The sequence below is a fragment of the Streptomyces sp. M41(2017) genome (assembly GCF_002078175.1).
Lineage (GTDB): Bacteria > Actinomycetota > Actinomycetes > Streptomycetales > Streptomycetaceae > Streptomyces.
The window spans coordinates 4,108,839-4,126,893 of the sequence record NZ_MWFK01000001.1 but is presented as its reverse complement, the minus strand read 5'-3'; the positions used below and the strand labels follow the sequence as shown (position 1 = coordinate 4,126,893).

Here is an 18,055-nt window from a genome sequence, read left to right as displayed (position 1 = left end):
TGCGCCTCGGTGGCCGAGGCGGGCATCCGCGGTCGCCGGAGCGCGGGTGACACCGGCGCCCGTCGTCACACCTCGGCGGGACCGGCGTCGGCGCGACCGTTCCAGTCGAGGCAGACGACCGAGGCGTCGGCGGCGAGTTCCCTGCTGCCGAAGTGTTCGAACAGGCCCTCGACCATGGCCCGGGCGGCCTCGTGCGGGGGCTCTTCCCTTGTGGCGCCGAGGGTCTGACGCAGGGCCCGCTCCGCGAAGGTTCCGCCGTCGCCGGAGAGTGCGCCGTGCACCCCGGTGCTGAGCACGATCAGCCGGTCACCCGGTTCGACCTGGAACACCTGCTCCTCGTAAGGGGTCTCCTCGAACATGCCGAGGGGGAGCTGGGCTTCGAGTTCGATCTGCTCGATCGTGTCGCCGCGCTGGCGGTAGAGCTGCGGCGAACCCGCGTCGACGGCTCGTACGGTGCCCGAGTCCAGGTCGAACTTCAGCAGCAGGGTCGACGCGTACTTCTTTCCTCCGTACTGGGCGAAGAGCGCCTGGTCGGCCAGGCACGCCTGGTCGGCGAGGCCGATCCCGGCGCGGCGGGCGTTGCGCAGGGCACCGACGGCGAGGCTCGTGAGCAGGGAGGCGTCGATGCCCTGGCCCATGCCGTCGGTGACGGTGAGGGTCAGGTGGTCGGCGTCGGTCGACCAGTCGAAGTTGTCGCCGCCGATGGTGTAGGCGGGTTCCAGATGGGCGCCGATGACGTACTCCGGGCGTGCGCAGCCACGGCCGGGCAGGAGCTGCCACTGCATCTCGGCGGCGAGGGTGAGCCGTCGGGTGCGACGCGCCTGCAGATACAGATCGGTGTCGCGGCCCGCGGTGATCACTTCGTGCGCCAGAGCGGTGGCGAAATCGGCGAGTTGCAGCACGGTCGTGGTGTCGGTCGCACTGCTGGGCAGCCGGACGGAGAGCACACCGTGCCGGTCGCCGCGGACGCTGAGGGGCAGATGGACGGTCTGGGTACGGCTGGTGACGCTCGTGATCTCCACGACCGGTGTCTGGCTGAGGAAGGCGCGGCCGGCCGGCCCGTTGTGCGCGGGCACCGGATCGTCGGTGTGGGGCAGGTGGCTGACCGGCTGGAGGACGCTCAGTCCGTAGTCGGCGAGAAGGACGGTCACGTCCTCGGCCCCGACGCGTTCCGCGAGAAGCCGCCGGGCGGTGGCGACCAGCTCGTGCGGTGGAGTGGCGCGCAGCAGGCTTTCCGCGGACGGTGCCGGCCCGACCGGCTCGGATGTGCTCACGCTGTCCACTCTCCTCTTCCGCCTTCCCGTTCTGTCCTCGCGGCTTCCACGCTATCCGTCTGCACTGACAGACGAGAAGAAGGTCGGCGTGCATGGAGATCGATCCGCAGGGCACACGTCGGGTCGGAGGTTGATAACTATGGTTCCTATTCTTCTTGTTCTTCTGCTCGCCCTGATCCTTTTCGGTGCCGGTTTCGCACTGAAGGCGCTCTGGTGGATCGCCGTGATCGTCCTGATCGTGTGGGTCCTGGGCTTCGTGATCCGTCCGACGGCAAGCGGCGGCAAGCGTGGCCGCTGGTACCGCTGGTAGCCGGTCCGAACAGCCCGCATACAGCCATACATGGGTGGGGCCCGACGTCGTGACGTCGGGCCCCACCCATGTGTCGTCCCGGCGCACACGGGACGAATGGGATGACCATTCCCTTTCGGGGTAGGAGGGCCGCAGCGGCCGGAGGCGGCGTGACGCCAGGAACCATGGCCCTCCAGCACCCCGCCTCCGGCCGTCCGCCCGACCCGCGGCACGGATGTGTGGAACGGCGAAACGCGGGAACCCAGCTTCCTCGAAGAATGTCCTCGAAGAACGTCACCGCATTCCGACGCCACCCGATATGCCGCGACAGCACGACCGCGGACGGCAACGCAATGCGGTGGGAGGGTCCGGAGTCCGGCAAGGACAAACACACCGGCGGCACCGGCCACCCCGAGCGGTTCGCCGGCCGCCACCGGACGCGGCGCGGCATCCGACCGCGACACCGGTCACCAGACCAAGAGACGGGCCCCGCCGGAGACACTCCGGCGGGGCCCGTCCCCGTACGCCCGAACGACCGTCGGACGCGACACCGTCGACGGATCAGGCGTCCTTCTTCACCGGCTCCAGAATCGCCACGCACTCCACGTGATGCGTCATCGGGAAGAGGTCGAACGCGCGCAGCGTGCGCACCTTGTAGCCGCCGTCGCGGAAGTACGCGATGTCCCGGGCCAGTGCCGCCGGGTCGCAGGCCACGTACGCGATCTTGCGGGCGCCCAGCGACACCAGGTGCTCGACCGTCTTCTTGCCGGCGCCCGCGCGGGGCGGGTCCAGGACGATGAGGTCGACCTCGGCGATGCCGGTGCGCGGAAGGACCGCCTCGACCTTGCCCTGCTCGATGCGGACGCGCTCGAAGCCGGCGAGGTTGTGCCGGGCGTCCTCGACCGCTCGCTTGCCGGACTCGATGCCGAGGACCGCGCCCTGATCGCCGATGCGGTCGGCGAGGGCGCCGGCGAAGAGGCCGACGCCGCAGTACAGGTCGAGGGCCATGTCGCCCTTGCGCGGCAGCAGACCCTGCATGACGGCCTTGACGAGGGTGTCGGCGGCCATCGGGTGGACCTGCCAGAAACCGCCGCTGCCGACCCGGTAGGTACGGCCGTCGGCCCGCTCGCGGACGAAGGCGCGGCCGTGGACGCGGTGGATGCCGCCGTCCTGCTCGGCGACGCGCATCACGGAGACCGGCTTGTCGAGTTCGACGAGCGGAAGGCGGGCGCCGGGCTGCGGCTCCAGGATGACCATGCGGTCCTGGGAACCGGTGGCGGCGATCGCGTCGACGGACACCATGCCGGCCCAGTCGCGCTCCTCGATGCCGAGCTCGGTGACGCCCTCGGCGGCGATCATGCAGCGCTCGACGGGTTCGACCTCGTGCGAGCGGTGACGGCGCAGACCGGCGTTGCCGTCCGCGTCGACCGCGTACTGCACGCGCGTGCGCCAGGCGGGGACCTCACCGGCGGGGAGCTTGTCGCCCTCGGCGGGCATCACCGTGCCGTCCCAGCCGGCCTCCTCGGGCGTGAGGCCCGCGAGACGCTGCAGCTGCTCAGCGATGACCTCGCCCTTCAGGCGGCGCTGCGCACCCGGCTTGGCATGCTGCCAGTCGCAGCCGCCACAGCGGCCGGGGCCGGCGTAGGGGCAGGGCGCCTCGACGCGGTCCTTGGACGCGTCGACGATCCGTACCGCGTCGGCGCGCAGGAAGCGCGCGCCCTCCTCGCCCTCGGTCACGCGGGCGACGACGCGCTCACCGGGCAGCGTGTGCCGGACGAAGAGAACCTGGCCCTCGTCCGTGCGGGCGATGCAGTGCCCGCCGTGCGCGACGGGACCGATCTCGACCTCGTACTCCTCCCCCACCAGCGATTTCTTCGGTTCTGCCTGCATGGTGGGGTGACTCCAGATGCGATGGGGGGTACGGCCGGACAACAGCCGACCAGTCTACGTGCTTCCGGCGCCCGCCGATCGCACCCGTCGGGCGGCCGATCGCCACGCCCCAGGACGCAGGTCGGCCCCGGCAGGCAGTGCTCGCCCGCCGGGGCCTCGGCCTGTCGCCCGCCGTCACTTCTTGGCGGTCGGCTCCTTGGGCCGCTCGTGCGCGGGACCGCGGCGCACCGCACCCGGCGCGCTCCAGTCCTGGCGCCTGCGGGCGCGCAGCTTCGCGGCCTCGGACGACTCCAGCTGGTAGGGCACCGAGGTGACCATGACGCCGGGGGTGAACAGCAGGCGTCCCTTGAGGCGCAGGGCGCTCTGGTTGTGCAGCAGGTGTTCGTACCAGTGGCCGACGACGTACTCGGGGATGATCACGGAGACCGCGTCGCGCGGCGACTCCTTGCGCAGGCCCTTGACGTACTCGATGACGGGCCGGGTGATCTCGCGGTAGGGCGAGTCGAGGACCTTCAGGGGGACGTCGATGCCGCGCCGCTCCCATTCGTCGCGCAGGTTCTTGGTCTCGGCCGGGTCGACGTTGACGCTGAGCGCTTCGAGGGTGTCGGAGCGCAGCAGCTTGGCGTAGGCGAGGGCGCGCAGTGCGGGGCGGTGGATCTTGGAGACGAGGACGACGGAGTGGACGCGCGAGGGGCGGACGCTGTCGTCGGACGGTCCCTCGGGGGCGGCCAGTTCCTCGGCGACGCGGTCGTAGTGCTTACGGATCGCGGACATCGTCACGTAGAAGATCACCATGCCGAGCAGGGCGACCCAGGCGCCGTGCGTGAACTTGGTGACGAGGACGACGACCAGGACGAGGCCGGTGAAGAAGGCGCCGAAGGCGTTGATGGCCCGGGAGCGGACCATGTGGCGCCGCTTGGCCTGGTCGGTCTCGGTGGCCAGGTGGCGGTTCCAGTGGCGGACCATGCCGGTCTGGCTGAGCGTGAAGGAGACGAACACGCCGACGATGTAGAGCTGGATCAGCCGGGTCGAGTCGGACCCGTAGATGATCACGAGCATGCTCGCGGCGCCGGCCAGGAGCACGATGCCGTTCGAGAAGGCGAGACGGTCGCCGCGGGTGTGCAGCTGGCGCGGCAGGTAGCGGTCCTGGGCGAGGATCGAACCGAGCAGCGGGAAGCCGTTGTACGCGGTGTTCGCGGCCAGGAACAGGACGAGCGCGGTGGCGGCGGCCAGCACGATGAACAGGAAGCTGCCCTTGCCGAACACGGCCTCGCCGACCTGGGAGATCACCGGGTTCTGGACGTAGTCGGCGCCGACGGCCATGCCGTTGTGGATCAGGTCGGTGGCGGGGTTCTCGGCCATGCGCACCTTGGTGACCATGGCGAGGGCGATGATGCCGCAGAACATGGTGACGGCGAGCAGACCCATCGCCGCGAGGGTGGTCGCGGCGTTCTTCGACTTCGGCTTGCGGAAGGCCGGGACGCCGTTGGAGATGGCCTCGACGCCGGTGAGGGCGGCACAGCCGGAGGAGAAGGCACGCAGCAGCAGGAAGACGAGGGCGAAGCCCGCGAGCCCCTGGTGCTCGGCCTTGATGTGGTACTGCGCGGTCGGCGCCCGCATGGTGTCCCCGAGGACGAGACCGCGGAAGGCGCCCCACGCGATCATGATGAAGACGCCGGCGACGAAGACGTAGGTCGGGATCGCGAAGAGCTTTCCGGACTCCTTGACCCCGCGCAGGTTCATCAGCGTGAGCAGGATGATGACGGCGACCGCGCAGGGGACCTTGTGCTGCACCACGAAGGGGACCGCCGAGCCGAGGTTCTCGATGCCGGAGGCGATGGAGACGGCGACGGTCAGGATGTAGTCGACGAGCAGGGCGCTGGCGACGGTGAGGCCGGCCCGCGGCCCGAGGTTGGTGTTGGCCACCTCGTAGTCGCCGCCGCCGCTCGGGTAGGCGTGGACGTTCTGGCGGTAGGAGGCGACCACCGTGAACATCAGCACGACGACCGCGACCGCGATCCAGGGGCTGAAGTGGTAGGCCGACACGCCCGCGATGGAAAGGACCAGCAGCACTTCTCCGGGCGCGTACGCCACGGAGGAGAGCGGGTCGGATGCGAAGACGGGGAGGGCGATGCGCTTCGGCAGGAGCGTTTCACCCAGCCGGTCGCTGCGCAACGCCCGCCCGATCAGAATCCGTTTGGGCACGTCGGTCAGTTTGGACACAACAGGGAATCGTAAGGGCTCGAACTGGCAGCCGCCCACCCGCCGTCCCTCTTCGTCCCACCATCTGCTCTCCGAGTGAAAACGGGGGCCTCTCCGGCTGCGGATTCCGTGGTCCCGGAGGCTCCCGTGTCTATATGACAAAACCCCGCACCCTGACCGCCTTGGAGAACCCATGCACCTGAGCCCGGAGCTCATCGGCGCCACCGTCGGACTGGTCGGCCTCGGAATCCTGACCCTCGCGAGTGTTCGCAGCATCACACGGCGCTGAGACCCGCCGTTCGCCGCCGTCACCCGGCCGCCCTGTGAAAAAGCGCAGGCGACGCTGCACAGGGGTGCCGCCGGGTGACCGCGCGTGTGTAGCTTGGGCGGCGGTCTGAGACCCTGTTTGCCCGAGCTCTAACCATTGACATCCGGAAGGACGGTCGTGCACATCGTCATCATGGGCTGCGGAAGAGTGGGTTCCGCTCTTGCCCAGACCCTGGAGCAACAGGGGCACACGGTCGCCGTGATCGACCAGGACCCCACCGCCTTCCGTCGGCTGGGCTCCGGGTTCGGCGGCCGTCGTGTCACCGGAGTCGGCTTCGACCAGGACACCCTGCGCGAGGCGGGCATCGAGGAGGCCGGCGCCTTCGCCGCCGTGTCCAGCGGTGACAACTCGAACATCATCGCCGCCCGGGTGGCCCGCGAGATGTTCGGCATCGAGAACGTCGCGGCACGCATCTACGACCCGCGCCGCGCCGAGGTCTACCAGCGCCTCGGCATTCCGACCGTCGCCACCGTCCGCTGGACGGCCGACCAGATGCTCCGCAGGCTGCTCCCCTCGGGCGCCGAGCCGCTGTGGCGCGACCCCACCGGCGGCGTCCAGCTCGCCGAGGTGCACACCTCCCCCACCTGGGTGGGCCACAAGATCAGCCGGCTGCAGGAGGAGACGGGCGTCCGCGTCGCGTTCCTCACCCGGCTGGGCGAGGCGGTCCTGCCGACCTCGCAGACGGTCCTCCAGGAGGGCGACCTGGTGCACGTGATGATGCGCACCGACGAGGTGGACAAGGTCGAGGCGGCGTTCGCCAAGGGCCCTGACGAAGAGGCGGGTCACTGATGAGGGTCGCCATTGCCGGTGCCGGGGCCGTGGGCCGCTCGATCGCGGGCGAACTGCTGGAGAACGGCCACGAGATCCTGCTGATCGACAAGGCTCCGACCGCCATCTCGGTCGAGCGCGTCCCGCAGGCGGAGTGGCTTCTCGCCGACGCCTGCGAGATCACCTCCCTGGACGAGGCCGCGCTCCAGCGCTGCAACGTGGTGATCGCGGCCACGGGTGACGACAAGGTCAACCTCGTCGTCTCCCTGCTCGCGAAGACCGAGTACGGGGTCCCCCGGGTCGTCGCCCGGGTGAACAACCCCAAGAACGAGTGGCTCTTCAACGAGTCGTGGGGCGTGGACGTCGCCGTCTCCACCCCGCGTCTGATGTCGGCCCTCGTCGAGGAGGCCGTGAGCGTCGGCGACCTGGTGCGGCTGCTGCGCTTCAGCCACGGCGACGCCAACCTCGTCGAGCTGACCCTTCCGCCGGAGTCCGCCCTGGCCGGCACCACCGTCGGTGACGTCGAGTGGCCCGAGGACACCTCCCTGGTGACCATCATCCGCGGCACCCGCGTCCTGACGCCCTCCCGGGAGGACTCCCTGGAGGCCGGCGACGAACTCCTCTTCGTGGCCGCCCAGGCCCGCGAGGAGCAGTTGGAGGACCTGCTGTCGGTGCGCCGCGAGGACGCGTCGAACTAGCGGTCGTTCGCGGTACGACGATGGGGGCGCCCCGAGATGCTCGGGGCGCCCCCATCGTCGTACAGGTACCGGCGCGAGTGCGGCGGGCGGCGCGGGCTTCCCCGCCTGTGCCGCCGGTGTACCTCGTCCGCTCGGTAGGTGAGCGCCGGGCGGTGCGGGGTTCCCCGCGTCGTCCGCCCGGTCGCTGCCTACGCCTCGCGGCGGTGGCGGGCCGGGGCGGCGGTCTCGCCGCGCTCCTCGGCGAGGGCGGCCTTGCGCTCCTTCTCGGCCTTCTCCTCCGCTTCCATCTCCGCGAACACGTCGATGGGCGGCGGCGCCTTGGCCAGGAAGACCCAGGTCAGCCAGACGGCGAGCAGGAACGGCGGGATCTTCAGGGCGATGAGCACCCAGCCGAACTGGGTGGTGTCGCCCCACCAGTAGAGCGGGAAGAGCACCGCGCACTTGGCGAGCAGGATCAGTCCCCAGGCCCAACTGGCCTTCGCGTACGCCTTCTTGCGGCCGGGGTTGCGGGTCCGCCAGGAGAGGTTCTCCTTGAAGACCGGGCCCAGGATCAGGCCGATCAGCGGGACGCCCGCGAGGGTCGTGATGATGTAGGCGAGGGCGAGCCCGAGCGTGTAGAGCATGCCCGGCAGATAGAAGTCCTTGGCGTTGCCGGTCATCATCGCGAAGACCACGCCGAAGGCGACGCCGAAGACACCGCTGAAGGCGTGCTTCACGGTGTCGCGCCGCACCAGGCGGACCACGACGAGCAGCAGGGACACGGCGAGAGCGGCGATGGCCGACCAGTGCAGGTCCTTGTTGATCGTGAAGATGGTGACGAAGAGCAGGCCGGGCACCACCGTCTCGACCATGCCGCGCACGCCGCCGAAGGCCTCGAAGAGTGCGGCCTCCGTCACCGCCCTGGAATCCTGCTGGGGGTCTTCGGTCGGCTTGTCGAGCGACGTCACCGGCTACTCCCGTCCGAGCGGTCTGAGTTCGTACTTCGGATTGAACAGCACCCTACGGCCCCGGCTCATCGAGATGCGGCCGGAAGCGATGAGCTTGCGCCCGGGCTCGATGCCGACGATGGAGCGGCGGCCGAGCCAGACCACGTCCAGGGCGGCCGAACCGTCGAACAGCTCGGCCTCCAGGGCCGGGACACCGGCCCGCGGCCGCAGAGTGACCGTGCGCAAGGTACCAGTAACCGTGACGATCTGCCGGTCCTGGCAGTCGCCGATACGGGTGCAGCCCGCGGTCGCGGTGTCCTCCCGCAGCTCCTCGGACTCCAGGTCCTCCTGGGTCGAGGAGAGCCGGTCCATCATGCGCCGGAACCGGCCCGCCGGCTTTTCGGAACGAGGAACAGCACTCATACCGAAAGCCTACCGGTGAGCGTTGACACCTACGTACCCGCGCTTCCCCGGGCCGAACCGGGGCTCGCGGGGGTCGCCGGGACCGCCCGCGGCGTCCCGTTCCGTACATGCACGCGCGTGATCGCCCGAACCGGCGTTCCCCGTGTTCACGCACCGCACACCGCGTCCCGCCTCGCACGGGAAGGCGGGTCACCGCTCGAACCGGTAGCCCATTCCCGGCTCGGTCATGAAGTGCTTGGGGTGCGAGGGGTCGGCCTCCAGCTTGCGGCGCAGCTGGGCCATGTAGACCCTCAGGTAGTTCGTCTCCGTCCCGTACGAGGGTCCCCACACCTCCTGGAGGAGCTGCTTCTGGCTGACGAGCCGGCCCGTGTTGCGCACCAGGACCTCCAGCAGGTGCCACTCGGTGGGGGTGAGGCGGACGTCCCGGCCGTCGCGGTGCACCTTCTTCGCCGCCAGGTCGACGGTGAACCCCGCGGTCTCCACGATCACGTCGTCCTCGCCTCCTCCCGTGGGCTCCGCGCGGCGGACCGCGGCGCGCAGCCGGGCGAGCAGCTCGTCCATGCCGAAGGGCTTGGTGACGTAGTCGTCGGCGCCCGCGTCGAGCGCCTCGACCTTCTCGTCGGAGGAGTGCCGGGCGGACAGCACCAGGATGGGCACCCGGGTCCAGCCGCGCAGCCCCTTGATCACCTCGACGCCGTCCATGTCGGGCAGGCCGAGGTCGAGGACGATGACGTCGGGGTGCCGGGCGGCGGCGAGCTGCAGCGCGGTGGCTCCGTCGGGGGCCGCGTCGACCTCGTACTTGCGTGCCTTCAGGTTGATCACGAGGGCTCGGGTGATCTGCGGCTCGTCGTCGACCACGAGGACCCGGGTCATGAGGCCTGCCTTTCTGCGACTGCTGACGGGGCGGCCACGCCGGGTCTGCGGGCCACGGCCCGCAGCGTGAGCACCATGGTGAGTCCGCCGCCGGGGGTGTCCTCGGCGTTGAGGGTGCCGCCCATGGCCTCGGTGAAGCCGCGGGCGACGGCGAGGCCGAGGCCCACTCCGTTGCCGCGCGGGGCGTCACCGTAGCGCTGGAAGGGCGCGAAGATGCGGTCCTTGGCCTCGTCCGGGACGCCGGGGCCGCGGTCGACCACCCGGACCTCGACGCGGTCGGCGATGGCGCTCGCGGCGACCATGACCCGCGCGTCGAGGGGGCTGTACTTGACGGCGTTCTCGACGAGGTTGGCGACGGCGCGCTCCAGGAGTCCGGCGTCGACGGCGACCATCGGCAGGCTCTCGGGGATCTCCAGGTCCACGCTGTCCTCGGGGACACCGCCGAGCGCCACGGGGACCACCTCGTCGAGGTCGATCTCGCGGATCAGCGGGGCGACGGTGCCGGTCTGGAGCCGGGACATGTCCAGCAGGTTGCCCACGAGGTGGTCGAGGCGGTCGGCGCCGTCCTCGATGCCCTCCAGGAGTTCGGCCTGGTCCTCCTCGGACCAGGCGACGTCGTCCGAGCGCAGCGACGACACCGAGGCCTTGATCCCGGCGAGCGGGGTGCGCAGGTCGTGGCTGACGGCGGCCAGCAGGGCGGTGCGGATGCGGTTGCCCTCGGCCAGCTCCTTGGCCTGGTCGGCCTCGTGCTGGAGACGCTGGCGGTCGAGCACGACCGCGGCCTGGGCGGCGAAGGCCGCCAGCACCCGGCGGTCGGAGGCGGGCAGCACCCGCCCGGACAGGGCGAGCGCCATGTGGTCGCCGACGGGCATGTCGACGTCCGCGTCCTCGGGACGGGCCGAGGGATCCGGTCCGACGCTGCCGGCACAGGTCCAGGGTTCGACGTCGTTCACCCGCTCCAGCAGCGCGACGGACTCCATCGCGAAGGTCTCGCGGACCCTCTCCAGCAGGGCCTCCAGGCTGGTCTCGCCGCGCAGCACGCTGCCCGCGAGGAAGGAGAGGATCTCCGACTCGGCGCGCAGCCGCGCCGCCTGGTGGGTACGGCGGGCCGCCAGGTCCACCACCGAGGCGACGGAGACGGCGACACCCACGAAGATCACGATGGCGACGATGTTCTTCGGATCGGCGACCGTCAGCCGGTGCAAGGGGGGTGTGTAGAAGTAGTTCAGGAGCAGGGATCCGAAGGCGGCGGAGGCCAGTGCCGGGAGGAGTCCGCCGAGCAGGGCGGCCGCGACCGTGACGGCCAGGAAGAGCAGCATGTCGTTGGCGAGGCCGAGGTCGATGGTGTTCAGCAGCAGCGCCAGCACCACCGGGCCGCCCACGCCGATCAGCCAGCCCCAGATGATCCGGGAGCGCCCGAGCCGGGCCCCGCGTGCCACGGGCAGCCCCCGGCCCTTGGCGACCTCCTCGTGGGTGACGATGTGGACGTCCAGGTCGGGTCCCGACTCGCGGGCGACGGTGACACCGACGCCCGGCCCGAAGACGTACTGCCAGGTCTTGCGCCGCGAGGAGCCGAGGACGATCTGGGTGGCGTTGACCCCGCGCGCGAAGTCCAGCAGGGAGGCGGGTATGTCGTCGCCCACCACGTGGTGGAAGGTGCCGCCCAGGTCCTCGACCAGGGTGCGCTGGAGGGCCAGCTCCTTCGGTGAGGCGGCGGTCAGCCCGTCGCTGCGCGCGATGTAGACGGCCATCACCTCGCCTCCGGCGCCCTTCTCGGCGAGCCGCGCGGCCCGCCGGATCAGCGTCCGTCCCTCGGGGCCGCCGGTCAGTCCGACGACGATCCGCTCCCGCGAGCCCCAGATCTTGGAGACCCGGTGCTCGCTGCGGTACTCGGTCAGGTACTCGTCGACACGGTCGGCGACCCAGAGCAGCGCGAGCTCCCGCAGGGCCGTGAGGTTTCCGGGGCGGAAGTAGTTGGACAGCGCGGCGTCGACCTTGTCCGACTTGTAGATGTTGCCGTGGGCCATACGGCGGCGCAGCGCGGGTGGCGACATGTCGACCAGCTCGATCTGGTCGGCCCGCCGGACCACCTCGTCGGGCACGGTCTCCCGCTGCCGCACCCCCGTTATCGACTCGACGACGTCGCCGAGTGACTCCAGGTGCTGGATGTTGACGGTGGAGACGACGTCGATGCCGGCGGCGAGCAGTTCCTCCACGTCCTGCCAGCGCTTGGCGTTGCGCGAGCCGGGGACGTTCGTATGGGCCAGTTCGTCCACCAGGGCGACGGCGGGGGCGCGGTCGAGCACCGCGTCGACGTCCATCTCGGTGAAGGCGCCGCCCCGGTACTCCAGCTCCCGGCGCTGGACCTGCTCCAGTCCGTGCAGCATCACCTCGGTGCGGGGCCGGTGATGGTGCTCGACGAACGCCACCACGCAGTCGGTCCCGCGCTCGACACGGCGGTGCGCCTCGGAGAGCATCGCGTACGTCTTGCCGACGCCCGGTGCCGCACCGAGATAGATCCGAAGCTTGCCGCGTCCCATGAGTCCTATTGTCTTCCTGTCACCGCCGTGTACGCAGCGTCGACCTTACGGCCAGGAATTCCGGCAAAGGGGACGAGAGGCCGGTCGGAGGACGTCCTTGACGCAACCCTGATGCCCGAGCGGCCCCGCACGGCGGGCCGCGCCCCGCGACGTGCCGAGGGGAGACCCGGACACCGCCCCCTAGTGCTCGATCAGCTCGCCGTCGCTCAGCTCCAGCACCCTGTCGGCGAGGTCCAGCAGGGTCGCGTCGTGGGTGGCGACCAGGGCGGTCACCCGCTGGCTGTGGACGACGGCGCGCATCAGCTCCATCACGGCGTGGCCGGTCTCCGCGTCCAGCTGGCCGGTGGGCTCGTCGGCTATGAGCAGGGCCGGCTCGTTGGCCAGGGCGCGGGCGATGGCCACGCGCTGCTGCTGGCCTCCGGACAGCTCCCCGGGGCGCTGGGCCGCGTGGTCGGTGAGGCCGACGAGGGAGAGCAGCAGCTCGACACGCTCCTCGCGCTCGCGGGTCGCGGCCCGGCGCAGCCGCAGCGGCACCCCGACGTTCTCCGCGGCGGTCAGGATGGGGATCAGGCCGAAGGACTGGAAGACGAAGCCGATGCGCTCGCGGCGCAGGCCGAGGAGACCGCCCTCGTCGAGCGTGGAGAGGTCGAGGCCGTCCACGACGACGCGGCCCTCGTCCGGCGAGTCGAGTCCTCCGACCACGTTGAGCAGGGTGGTCTTGCCCGAACCGGAGCGGCCCTTCAGGGCGACGAGTTCCCCGCGCGGGACGTCGAAGGAGACGCCGCGCAGCGCGTGCACGGCGGCGGCTCCGGTGCCGTACGTACGGTGGACGTTCTCGACGCGCAGCATGGTGTCGGTGGCGGTGCGCGCACCGGTGACGATCTGGCTCATGTTCCCTCCCCGTGATCCCCCGTGGACCGGGCGCCAGTATCGCGACCCGACGCCCGGTCCCTCAATGGTTCATCGCACGAGACCCTCGTTTCGGTTCACGCGGGATTGTCGCCGTGCGTCAGGGTCTCCCACGCGACGAACAGGTTGTTGCTGCCGGCCGGGCGGTTCTGCTGGGTGAGGTTCTGGGTGTTGGTCATCGCGATGCCCAGGCGGTTGTGCAGGGCGTTGTAGCCGACCTCGGTGACGGGACCGAGCCCGAGGTTGAGCGAGCCACCGCACAGCGAGCTCGGGACGGCCGCGCCGAGCTGGTACTTCGCCTGGAAGCCGAGCGCCTGCCGCAGCCTCTCCCCCACGTCGGTGCCGTACAGGTCCTGGCCCTGGATCCGGCTGGTCTCGGCGATGTGCGAGATGGCGGAGATGCCGTACCCGGTGTGCGTGAAGTCGCGGCAGGTCTCCTGGGTGAGCCCTGTGACGAAGGTGGACTGTCCCTGCCAGTAGCTGACGATCTTGGCCGTGGTGTCGAGGTTCTGGCTCGGCACGGTCTTGGGCACGGAACCGTCGCCGGCCAGGTAGACGTACGCGGCGGTGCGCGTCCGGAACCTCGCCATTGCCTTGTCGTACGACGTCTTGTCCTCCAGGAAGACGGAGATGCCGACGGCGGCCTCCATCATCGACAGCTCCCAGTTCCCGTTGGAGTTGGAGCCGTTGATGATCTCGGGCAGGTACACGGTGCGCAGCATGGTCGCGAAGCGGCCCGAGTTGGCCCAGGAGCCGGTGTACGTGTACTTGATGATCTCGGCGGCCTTGGGCCAGGAGGAGCCGGCCCAGCCGGTCTGCAGGGGCGCGTTGCTGTTGGTGTGGTCCTTGATCACGGCGGACCAGGCGTCCATCAGCTCGATGGCCTTCTTCGCGTACCGCTCGTCGCGAGTGACGTACCAGGCGAGCGCGTCGGTGTACGCGGCGATGGCGTCCTCGCGCTCGTCCGTACAGCCGTAGTTGGGGTTGGAGTACGAGCCGCACTCGACGGTGGCACGCGGCGCGGGGGTGCGGGTGAGCGAGGCGTATCTGCTCGCCATCATCTGGTCGTAGGCGCCCTTCCAGGGCTGCGCGCCGGCCAGTACCTGGGTGCGGGCGAAGTCCAACTGGCCCTTGGAGACGGTGACTCCGGGATGGACGAAGGCCGCGGGCGCGGCCTCGGCGCGGTGTGCGCCGGGACCGGACAGGAGCGTTCCGACGAGCGCGGCGGTGGCCGCGGCCGCCATGACGAGGAACGCGGGACGCCGTCGGTGGCGCCGGGGTGTGGGGGTGTCGGACATGCAGAGCCATCCGTTCTTGTATGTGAACGACGCATGGAATGCTGAACATGTGCGCTGGCCGGTGACCATAGGTACGGACCAGGCTTCCGTCAAGGCCTGAAGAAAGACCCGCTGCTCAACTGCCGTTCATGTACGAGAACTTGAGATGGTCAGCCCCGGGCCCCCGGGCACCGGGCCTCCGGGTGTCCACGGGAACCCCGGACACAGGAAAGGGCCGCATCCCGATGGGGATGCGGCCCGCCTGATGACCCGCTAGCGAACCTCGGTGATCTCCGGTCCGCGCTGCAGCTGTCCCATGCCGCCGGAGAAGCGGGATCCGCTCTGCTCCTCCTGCTGGACACCCTCGGGAACCATCTGCGCGTCATTCGGGAGCTTCAGGACGATCGGGTCACGGGGGGCCATCGGACCCTCACCGCGCACGACGACCGTGTCCCGGAAGATCTGCTCCAGCAGGCCCGCGGCCTGCGGCTGCACCGCGCCCTGCCCGGAGATCACTCCGCGCAGGAACCAGCGGGGGCCATCCACGCCGACGAAGCGCACGACCTGGAAACCGCCCGTGCCGTCCGGCAGCTGCACGGGCACCTGGGCCCGCAGCTCCCAGCCCAGCGGGCCCTCGACCTCGTCGATGACCCCGCCCTGCTGGGTGATCCCGGAGGCGATCTCCTCGCGCACCTCACCCCAGATGCCCTCGCGCTTGGGAGCGGCGAAGGCCTGCAGCTGCACGGCACTGTCCTTCAGGACGACGGTCGCGGCGACGATCGCGTCACCCGCGACCTCGACACGCAGCTCCATGCCGTCCACTCCGGGTACGAAGAGGCCACCCAGGTCCACGCGGCCCTCGGAGGGGTCACGGACCTCGGTACCGTCCCAGGGTCCATCGGGGCGCGGCTCGGGTTCGAGGCGCACGCGCTCGCGGCCCTCGTTCTCGTCCACCTCAGAGTCGACGCCGTCGACGACCTGCTCGGCCTCGCCCGCCGCGTCCTCGGCGGCACTGCCCTTCTTGCGACGTCCGAACACGTCACTGTCCTTCCCGGTCGGATACGACCGAAGCGTATCGATTCCCACCCGTTGTGCTGTCCATGACGGCATGGCCGCCGGTGGACCCGAAGCCCCCTGCGGCCCGCGCCGAGTCGGGAAGTTCCGCCACCTCCCGGAAGCGAACCTTCTCGACCTGCTGGACGACCAGTTGAGCAATCCGGTCGAAGCGCTCGAACCGCACCACCTCGTGCGGGTCGAGATTCACCACGATCACCTTGATCTCCCCACGGTACCCGGCATCAACCGTCCCCGGGGCATTCACGAGGGCGACGCCGCAGCGGGCGGCGAGGCCGGAGCGCGGGTGCACGAAGGCCGCGTAGCCCTCGGGCAGCGCGATGGACACGCCCGTCGGCAGAACGGCCCGTTCGCCGGGCTTGAGCTCGCGGCTCTCGGTGGTCCGGAGATCCGCCCCGGCGTCGCCGGGGAGCGCGTACTCGGGAAGCGGGACGTCCGGGTCGACGCGGCGGATCAGCACGTCGAGTTCGGGGCGGGGGTCACGGGTCACGGGTTCACCTCGAAGGCACGGGCTCGCCGGATCTGGTCCGGGTCGTTCATGGCGGCCCGGATCTCCTCCGGGCGTCCGTTGTCGATGAAGTGGTCGACCTTCACCTCGACGAACAGGGCATCGGCGCGGACGGCGACGGGCCCGTCGGGGCCGCCGATCCGACCGGTGGCGGTGCAGTAGATCTTCCGGCCGGCCACCGCGGTGACCTCGGCCTCCAGATACAGCACCGTGTCGACGGGGACGGGGCGCACGAAGTCGGTCTCCAGCCTCCCCGTCACGGCGATCGTCCGCAGCAGCCAGTTCAGGGAGCCGAGCGTCTCGTCCAGCGCGGTGGCGAGGACACCACCGTGCGCGAGACCGGGGGCGCCCTGGTGCACGGGCCGCACGGTGAACTCCGCGGTGATGCGGACGCCCTCCCCCGCGCGGGCCTCCAGATGGAGTCCGTGGGGCTGTCCCCCACCGCACCCGAAACAGTGTTCGTAGTGTGCTCCGAGGGGCTCACCGGGAGCGGGCGCGTCGGGGTGGCGCACCGGCGCGACGGCGTCGGCGGGAGGCGTCAGAGCTGCGGAAGTACCACTCACAGGCGCAGACCTTACCCGCGCGTCCACCAAGTCTTCGCACCGTGCCAAGCTTGGCTTCATGCAGCTCTCCGCATCCCCGTACGAAGAACGCCTCACCGCACCCAAGTCGTGGTGGGTGATCAGCTTCCTGGTCGGGCTCGCGATGGCCCTGGTCTTCCTCCCGTTCGGCACCCTTCCGATGCTGGGAGCCCTCGTCGGCGGCACCGCCGTGGCGGCGGTCGCGGCCAGCGCGTACGGCTCGATCCGCATCCGGGTGGTCGGCGACGCGCTGATCGCCGGCGACGCGAGGATCCCGGTCGCGGCCCTCGGGGACGCGGAGATCCTGGACCAGGAGGAGGCGCGCGCCTGGCGCACGCACAAGGCCGACACCCGCGCCTTCATGCTGCTGCGCTCGTACATCCCGACCGCCCTGCGCGTCCAGGTCACGGACCCGGCGGACCCGACGCCCTACCTGTACCTGTCGACGCGGGAGCCGGAGCGTCTGATCGCCGCTCTGGAAGCGGCGCGGGCGTCCGGTCGGCCGGTCACGCCGCACGAATGACCGCCAGGGCCTGATCCGGGCGGCAGGCCCTGGGGAACGCTCCCGGCGTCCGCTCGTCAGTGCCCCAGCTCTTTGGGGATCTCGCCGATCCGCAGCGGATCGGCCGGCTCCTCCAGCGGAGGAAGCTCCGGAAGGGCGTCCCACGGCACCTGCATCTTGCGCAGGTCCTTGCGGATGTGACCCGCCAGACGCTTGGTGTCCCGTCGGTTCATCACCGCTCCGACCGCGGCGCCGACCATGAACGGCATCAGGTTGGGCAGGTCGCGGACCGTACGCTTCATGATCTGCTGGCGCAGCTCGCGCTTCATCTGACCGCCGAGCGCGGCATTGATCGTCACGGGCTTGGTCACGTCGATCCCGCGCTCGCCCGACCAGGAGTTCAGATACGCGGTGCTGCGCTGCTTGAGGTTGCCGGGCGGCCTGATGCCGTAGACCTCGTGGAGCTCGGCGATCAGTTTGAGTTCGATCGCGGCGACGCCGGTGATCTCGGCGGCCAGCTCGGTGGGCATGGCGGGCGGCACCGGCAGCATGGCGGCGGCACCGACTCCGGCACCGACGGTGGAGGTCGCGGCGGCGGCACCCGCCACGAGCTTGTCCGCGAGCTCTTCGGGGCCGAGGCCCGGGAACTGCCTGCGGAGGGTCGCGAGGTCCCGAACGGGAACCCGCGGGGCGAGATCGATGATGCGGTCGGCGAGATACGCCAGGCCCGCCCTGGCCCGGCTGCCGCTCTTCTGGACGCCCTTCTTGACCCCGTCCCGGACCGCGGCCACACGCCGCCTCGCGGCGGGTGCGGGAGTGTCCGGCGAGGCCGTCAGGTCGCCTGTGGCGGCCGCCCGGTCGAGCGAGGCTGATCCCTCTTCGGAAGAGCCCCGCTCGTCGTCACGCACGCCTTCAGGGCCCTCGTGGGGCCCTCCGTCCGCTCCCCTGGGGAAGCGGCGCTTCCAAGGAGGGGTCGAGCCAGTCACGGCCGAC

General features: G+C 70.6%; 17 protein-coding genes. 4 read left to right on the top strand and 13 right to left on the bottom strand.

The window, feature by feature from the left end; genetic code table 11:
• Positions 1–65 precede the first annotated feature (65 nt).
• Entirely contained in the window at positions 66–1,283 is a 1,218-nt protein-coding gene (locus B0675_RS18160; RefSeq protein ID WP_081219865.1) for a PP2C family protein-serine/threonine phosphatase, read from the bottom strand.
• 130 nt (positions 1,284–1,413) lie between these two features.
• On the opposite strand from B0675_RS18160, the gene B0675_RS18155 reads away from it, so the two are divergent.
• Positions 1,414–1,584, top strand: coding sequence for a hydrophobic protein (locus B0675_RS18155; protein WP_067385923.1), 171 nt, complete (start codon positions 1,414–1,416; stop codon positions 1,582–1,584).
• Between the two features lie 540 nt (positions 1,585–2,124).
• On the opposite strand, the gene B0675_RS18150 is transcribed toward B0675_RS18155, so the two are convergent.
• A complete protein-coding gene (locus B0675_RS18150; protein ID WP_081219864.1) occupies positions 2,125–3,453 on the bottom strand; it encodes a class I SAM-dependent RNA methyltransferase in 1,329 nt (442 codons plus the stop codon).
• A 174-nt stretch (positions 3,454–3,627) separates the two neighbouring features.
• Entirely contained in the window at positions 3,628–5,676 is a 2,049-nt protein-coding gene (locus tag B0675_RS18145; protein ID WP_081219863.1) for an APC family permease, read from the bottom strand.
• Between the two features lie 424 nt (positions 5,677–6,100).
• On the opposite strand from B0675_RS18145, the gene B0675_RS18140 reads away from it, so the two are divergent.
• Positions 6,101–6,772, top strand: a complete 672-nt coding sequence (locus B0675_RS18140; RefSeq protein ID WP_081219862.1) for a TrkA family potassium uptake protein — start codon at positions 6,101–6,103, stop codon at positions 6,770–6,772.
• The gene (locus B0675_RS18135) at positions 6,772–7,449 is read left to right on the top strand and encodes a TrkA family potassium uptake protein (RefSeq protein WP_081219861.1); all 678 of its coding nucleotides are present in this window, start codon (positions 6,772–6,774) and stop codon (positions 7,447–7,449) included. Before B0675_RS18140 ends, B0675_RS18135 begins: the two co-directional genes overlap by 1 nt.
• Before the next feature lie 188 nt (positions 7,450–7,637).
• Here B0675_RS18135 and B0675_RS18130 read toward each other — a convergent pair whose 3' ends face one another.
• From B0675_RS18130 to B0675_RS18090, 9 genes are all read right to left on the bottom strand, one after another.
• Positions 7,638–8,396 carry a DUF3159 domain-containing protein gene (locus B0675_RS18130; RefSeq protein ID WP_081219860.1) on the bottom strand — a complete coding sequence of 253 codons (759 nt, stop codon included), beginning with the start codon at positions 8,394–8,396 and terminating at the stop codon, positions 7,638–7,640.
• 3 nt (positions 8,397–8,399) lie between these two features.
• A complete protein-coding gene (locus B0675_RS18125; protein ID WP_081219859.1) occupies positions 8,400–8,798 on the bottom strand; it encodes an OB-fold nucleic acid binding domain-containing protein in 399 nt (132 codons plus the stop codon).
• A 189-nt stretch (positions 8,799–8,987) separates the two neighbouring features.
• Positions 8,988–9,671, bottom strand: a complete 684-nt coding sequence (locus B0675_RS18120; protein WP_081219858.1) for a response regulator — start codon at positions 9,669–9,671, stop codon at positions 8,988–8,990.
• Positions 9,668–12,211, bottom strand: coding sequence for an ATP-binding protein (locus tag B0675_RS18115; protein ID WP_081219857.1), 2,544 nt, complete (start codon positions 12,209–12,211; stop codon positions 9,668–9,670). Before B0675_RS18115 ends, B0675_RS18120 begins: the two co-directional genes overlap by 4 nt.
• Positions 12,212–12,391: 180 nt before the next feature.
• Entirely contained in the window at positions 12,392–13,102 is a 711-nt protein-coding gene (locus tag B0675_RS18110; protein WP_081219856.1) for an ABC transporter ATP-binding protein, read from the bottom strand.
• A 95-nt stretch (positions 13,103–13,197) separates the two neighbouring features.
• Entirely contained in the window at positions 13,198–14,418 is a 1,221-nt protein-coding gene (locus tag B0675_RS18105; protein WP_081219855.1) for an alginate lyase family protein, read from the bottom strand.
• Between the two features lie 252 nt (positions 14,419–14,670).
• Positions 14,671–15,435 carry a DUF3710 domain-containing protein gene (locus B0675_RS18100; protein WP_081219854.1) on the bottom strand — a complete coding sequence of 255 codons (765 nt, stop codon included), beginning with the start codon at positions 15,433–15,435 and terminating at the stop codon, positions 14,671–14,673.
• Position 15,436: 1 nt separating this feature from the next.
• Positions 15,437–15,961, bottom strand: coding sequence for a dUTP diphosphatase (dut, locus tag B0675_RS18095; protein WP_081219853.1), 525 nt, complete (start codon positions 15,959–15,961; stop codon positions 15,437–15,439).
• Positions 15,958–16,542, bottom strand: a complete 585-nt coding sequence (locus tag B0675_RS18090; RefSeq protein WP_081219852.1) for a PaaI family thioesterase — start codon at positions 16,540–16,542, stop codon at positions 15,958–15,960. The genes dut and B0675_RS18090 overlap by 4 nt, the downstream gene beginning before the upstream one ends.
• A gap of 58 nt (positions 16,543–16,600) precedes the next feature.
• Here B0675_RS18090 and B0675_RS18085 point away from each other — a divergent pair, with 58 nt between their 5' ends.
• On the top strand, positions 16,601–17,083 hold the full coding sequence (locus B0675_RS18085; RefSeq protein WP_081219851.1) for a DUF3093 domain-containing protein: 483 nt from the start codon (positions 16,601–16,603) through the stop codon (positions 17,081–17,083).
• A gap of 56 nt (positions 17,084–17,139) precedes the next feature.
• Here B0675_RS18085 and B0675_RS18080 read toward each other — a convergent pair whose 3' ends face one another.
• Positions 17,140–18,048 (bottom strand): hypothetical protein, encoded by a 909-nt coding sequence (locus tag B0675_RS18080; protein ID WP_081219850.1) that lies wholly within the window; start codon positions 18,046–18,048, stop codon positions 17,140–17,142.
• Between the last annotated feature and the right edge of the window lie 7 nt (positions 18,049–18,055).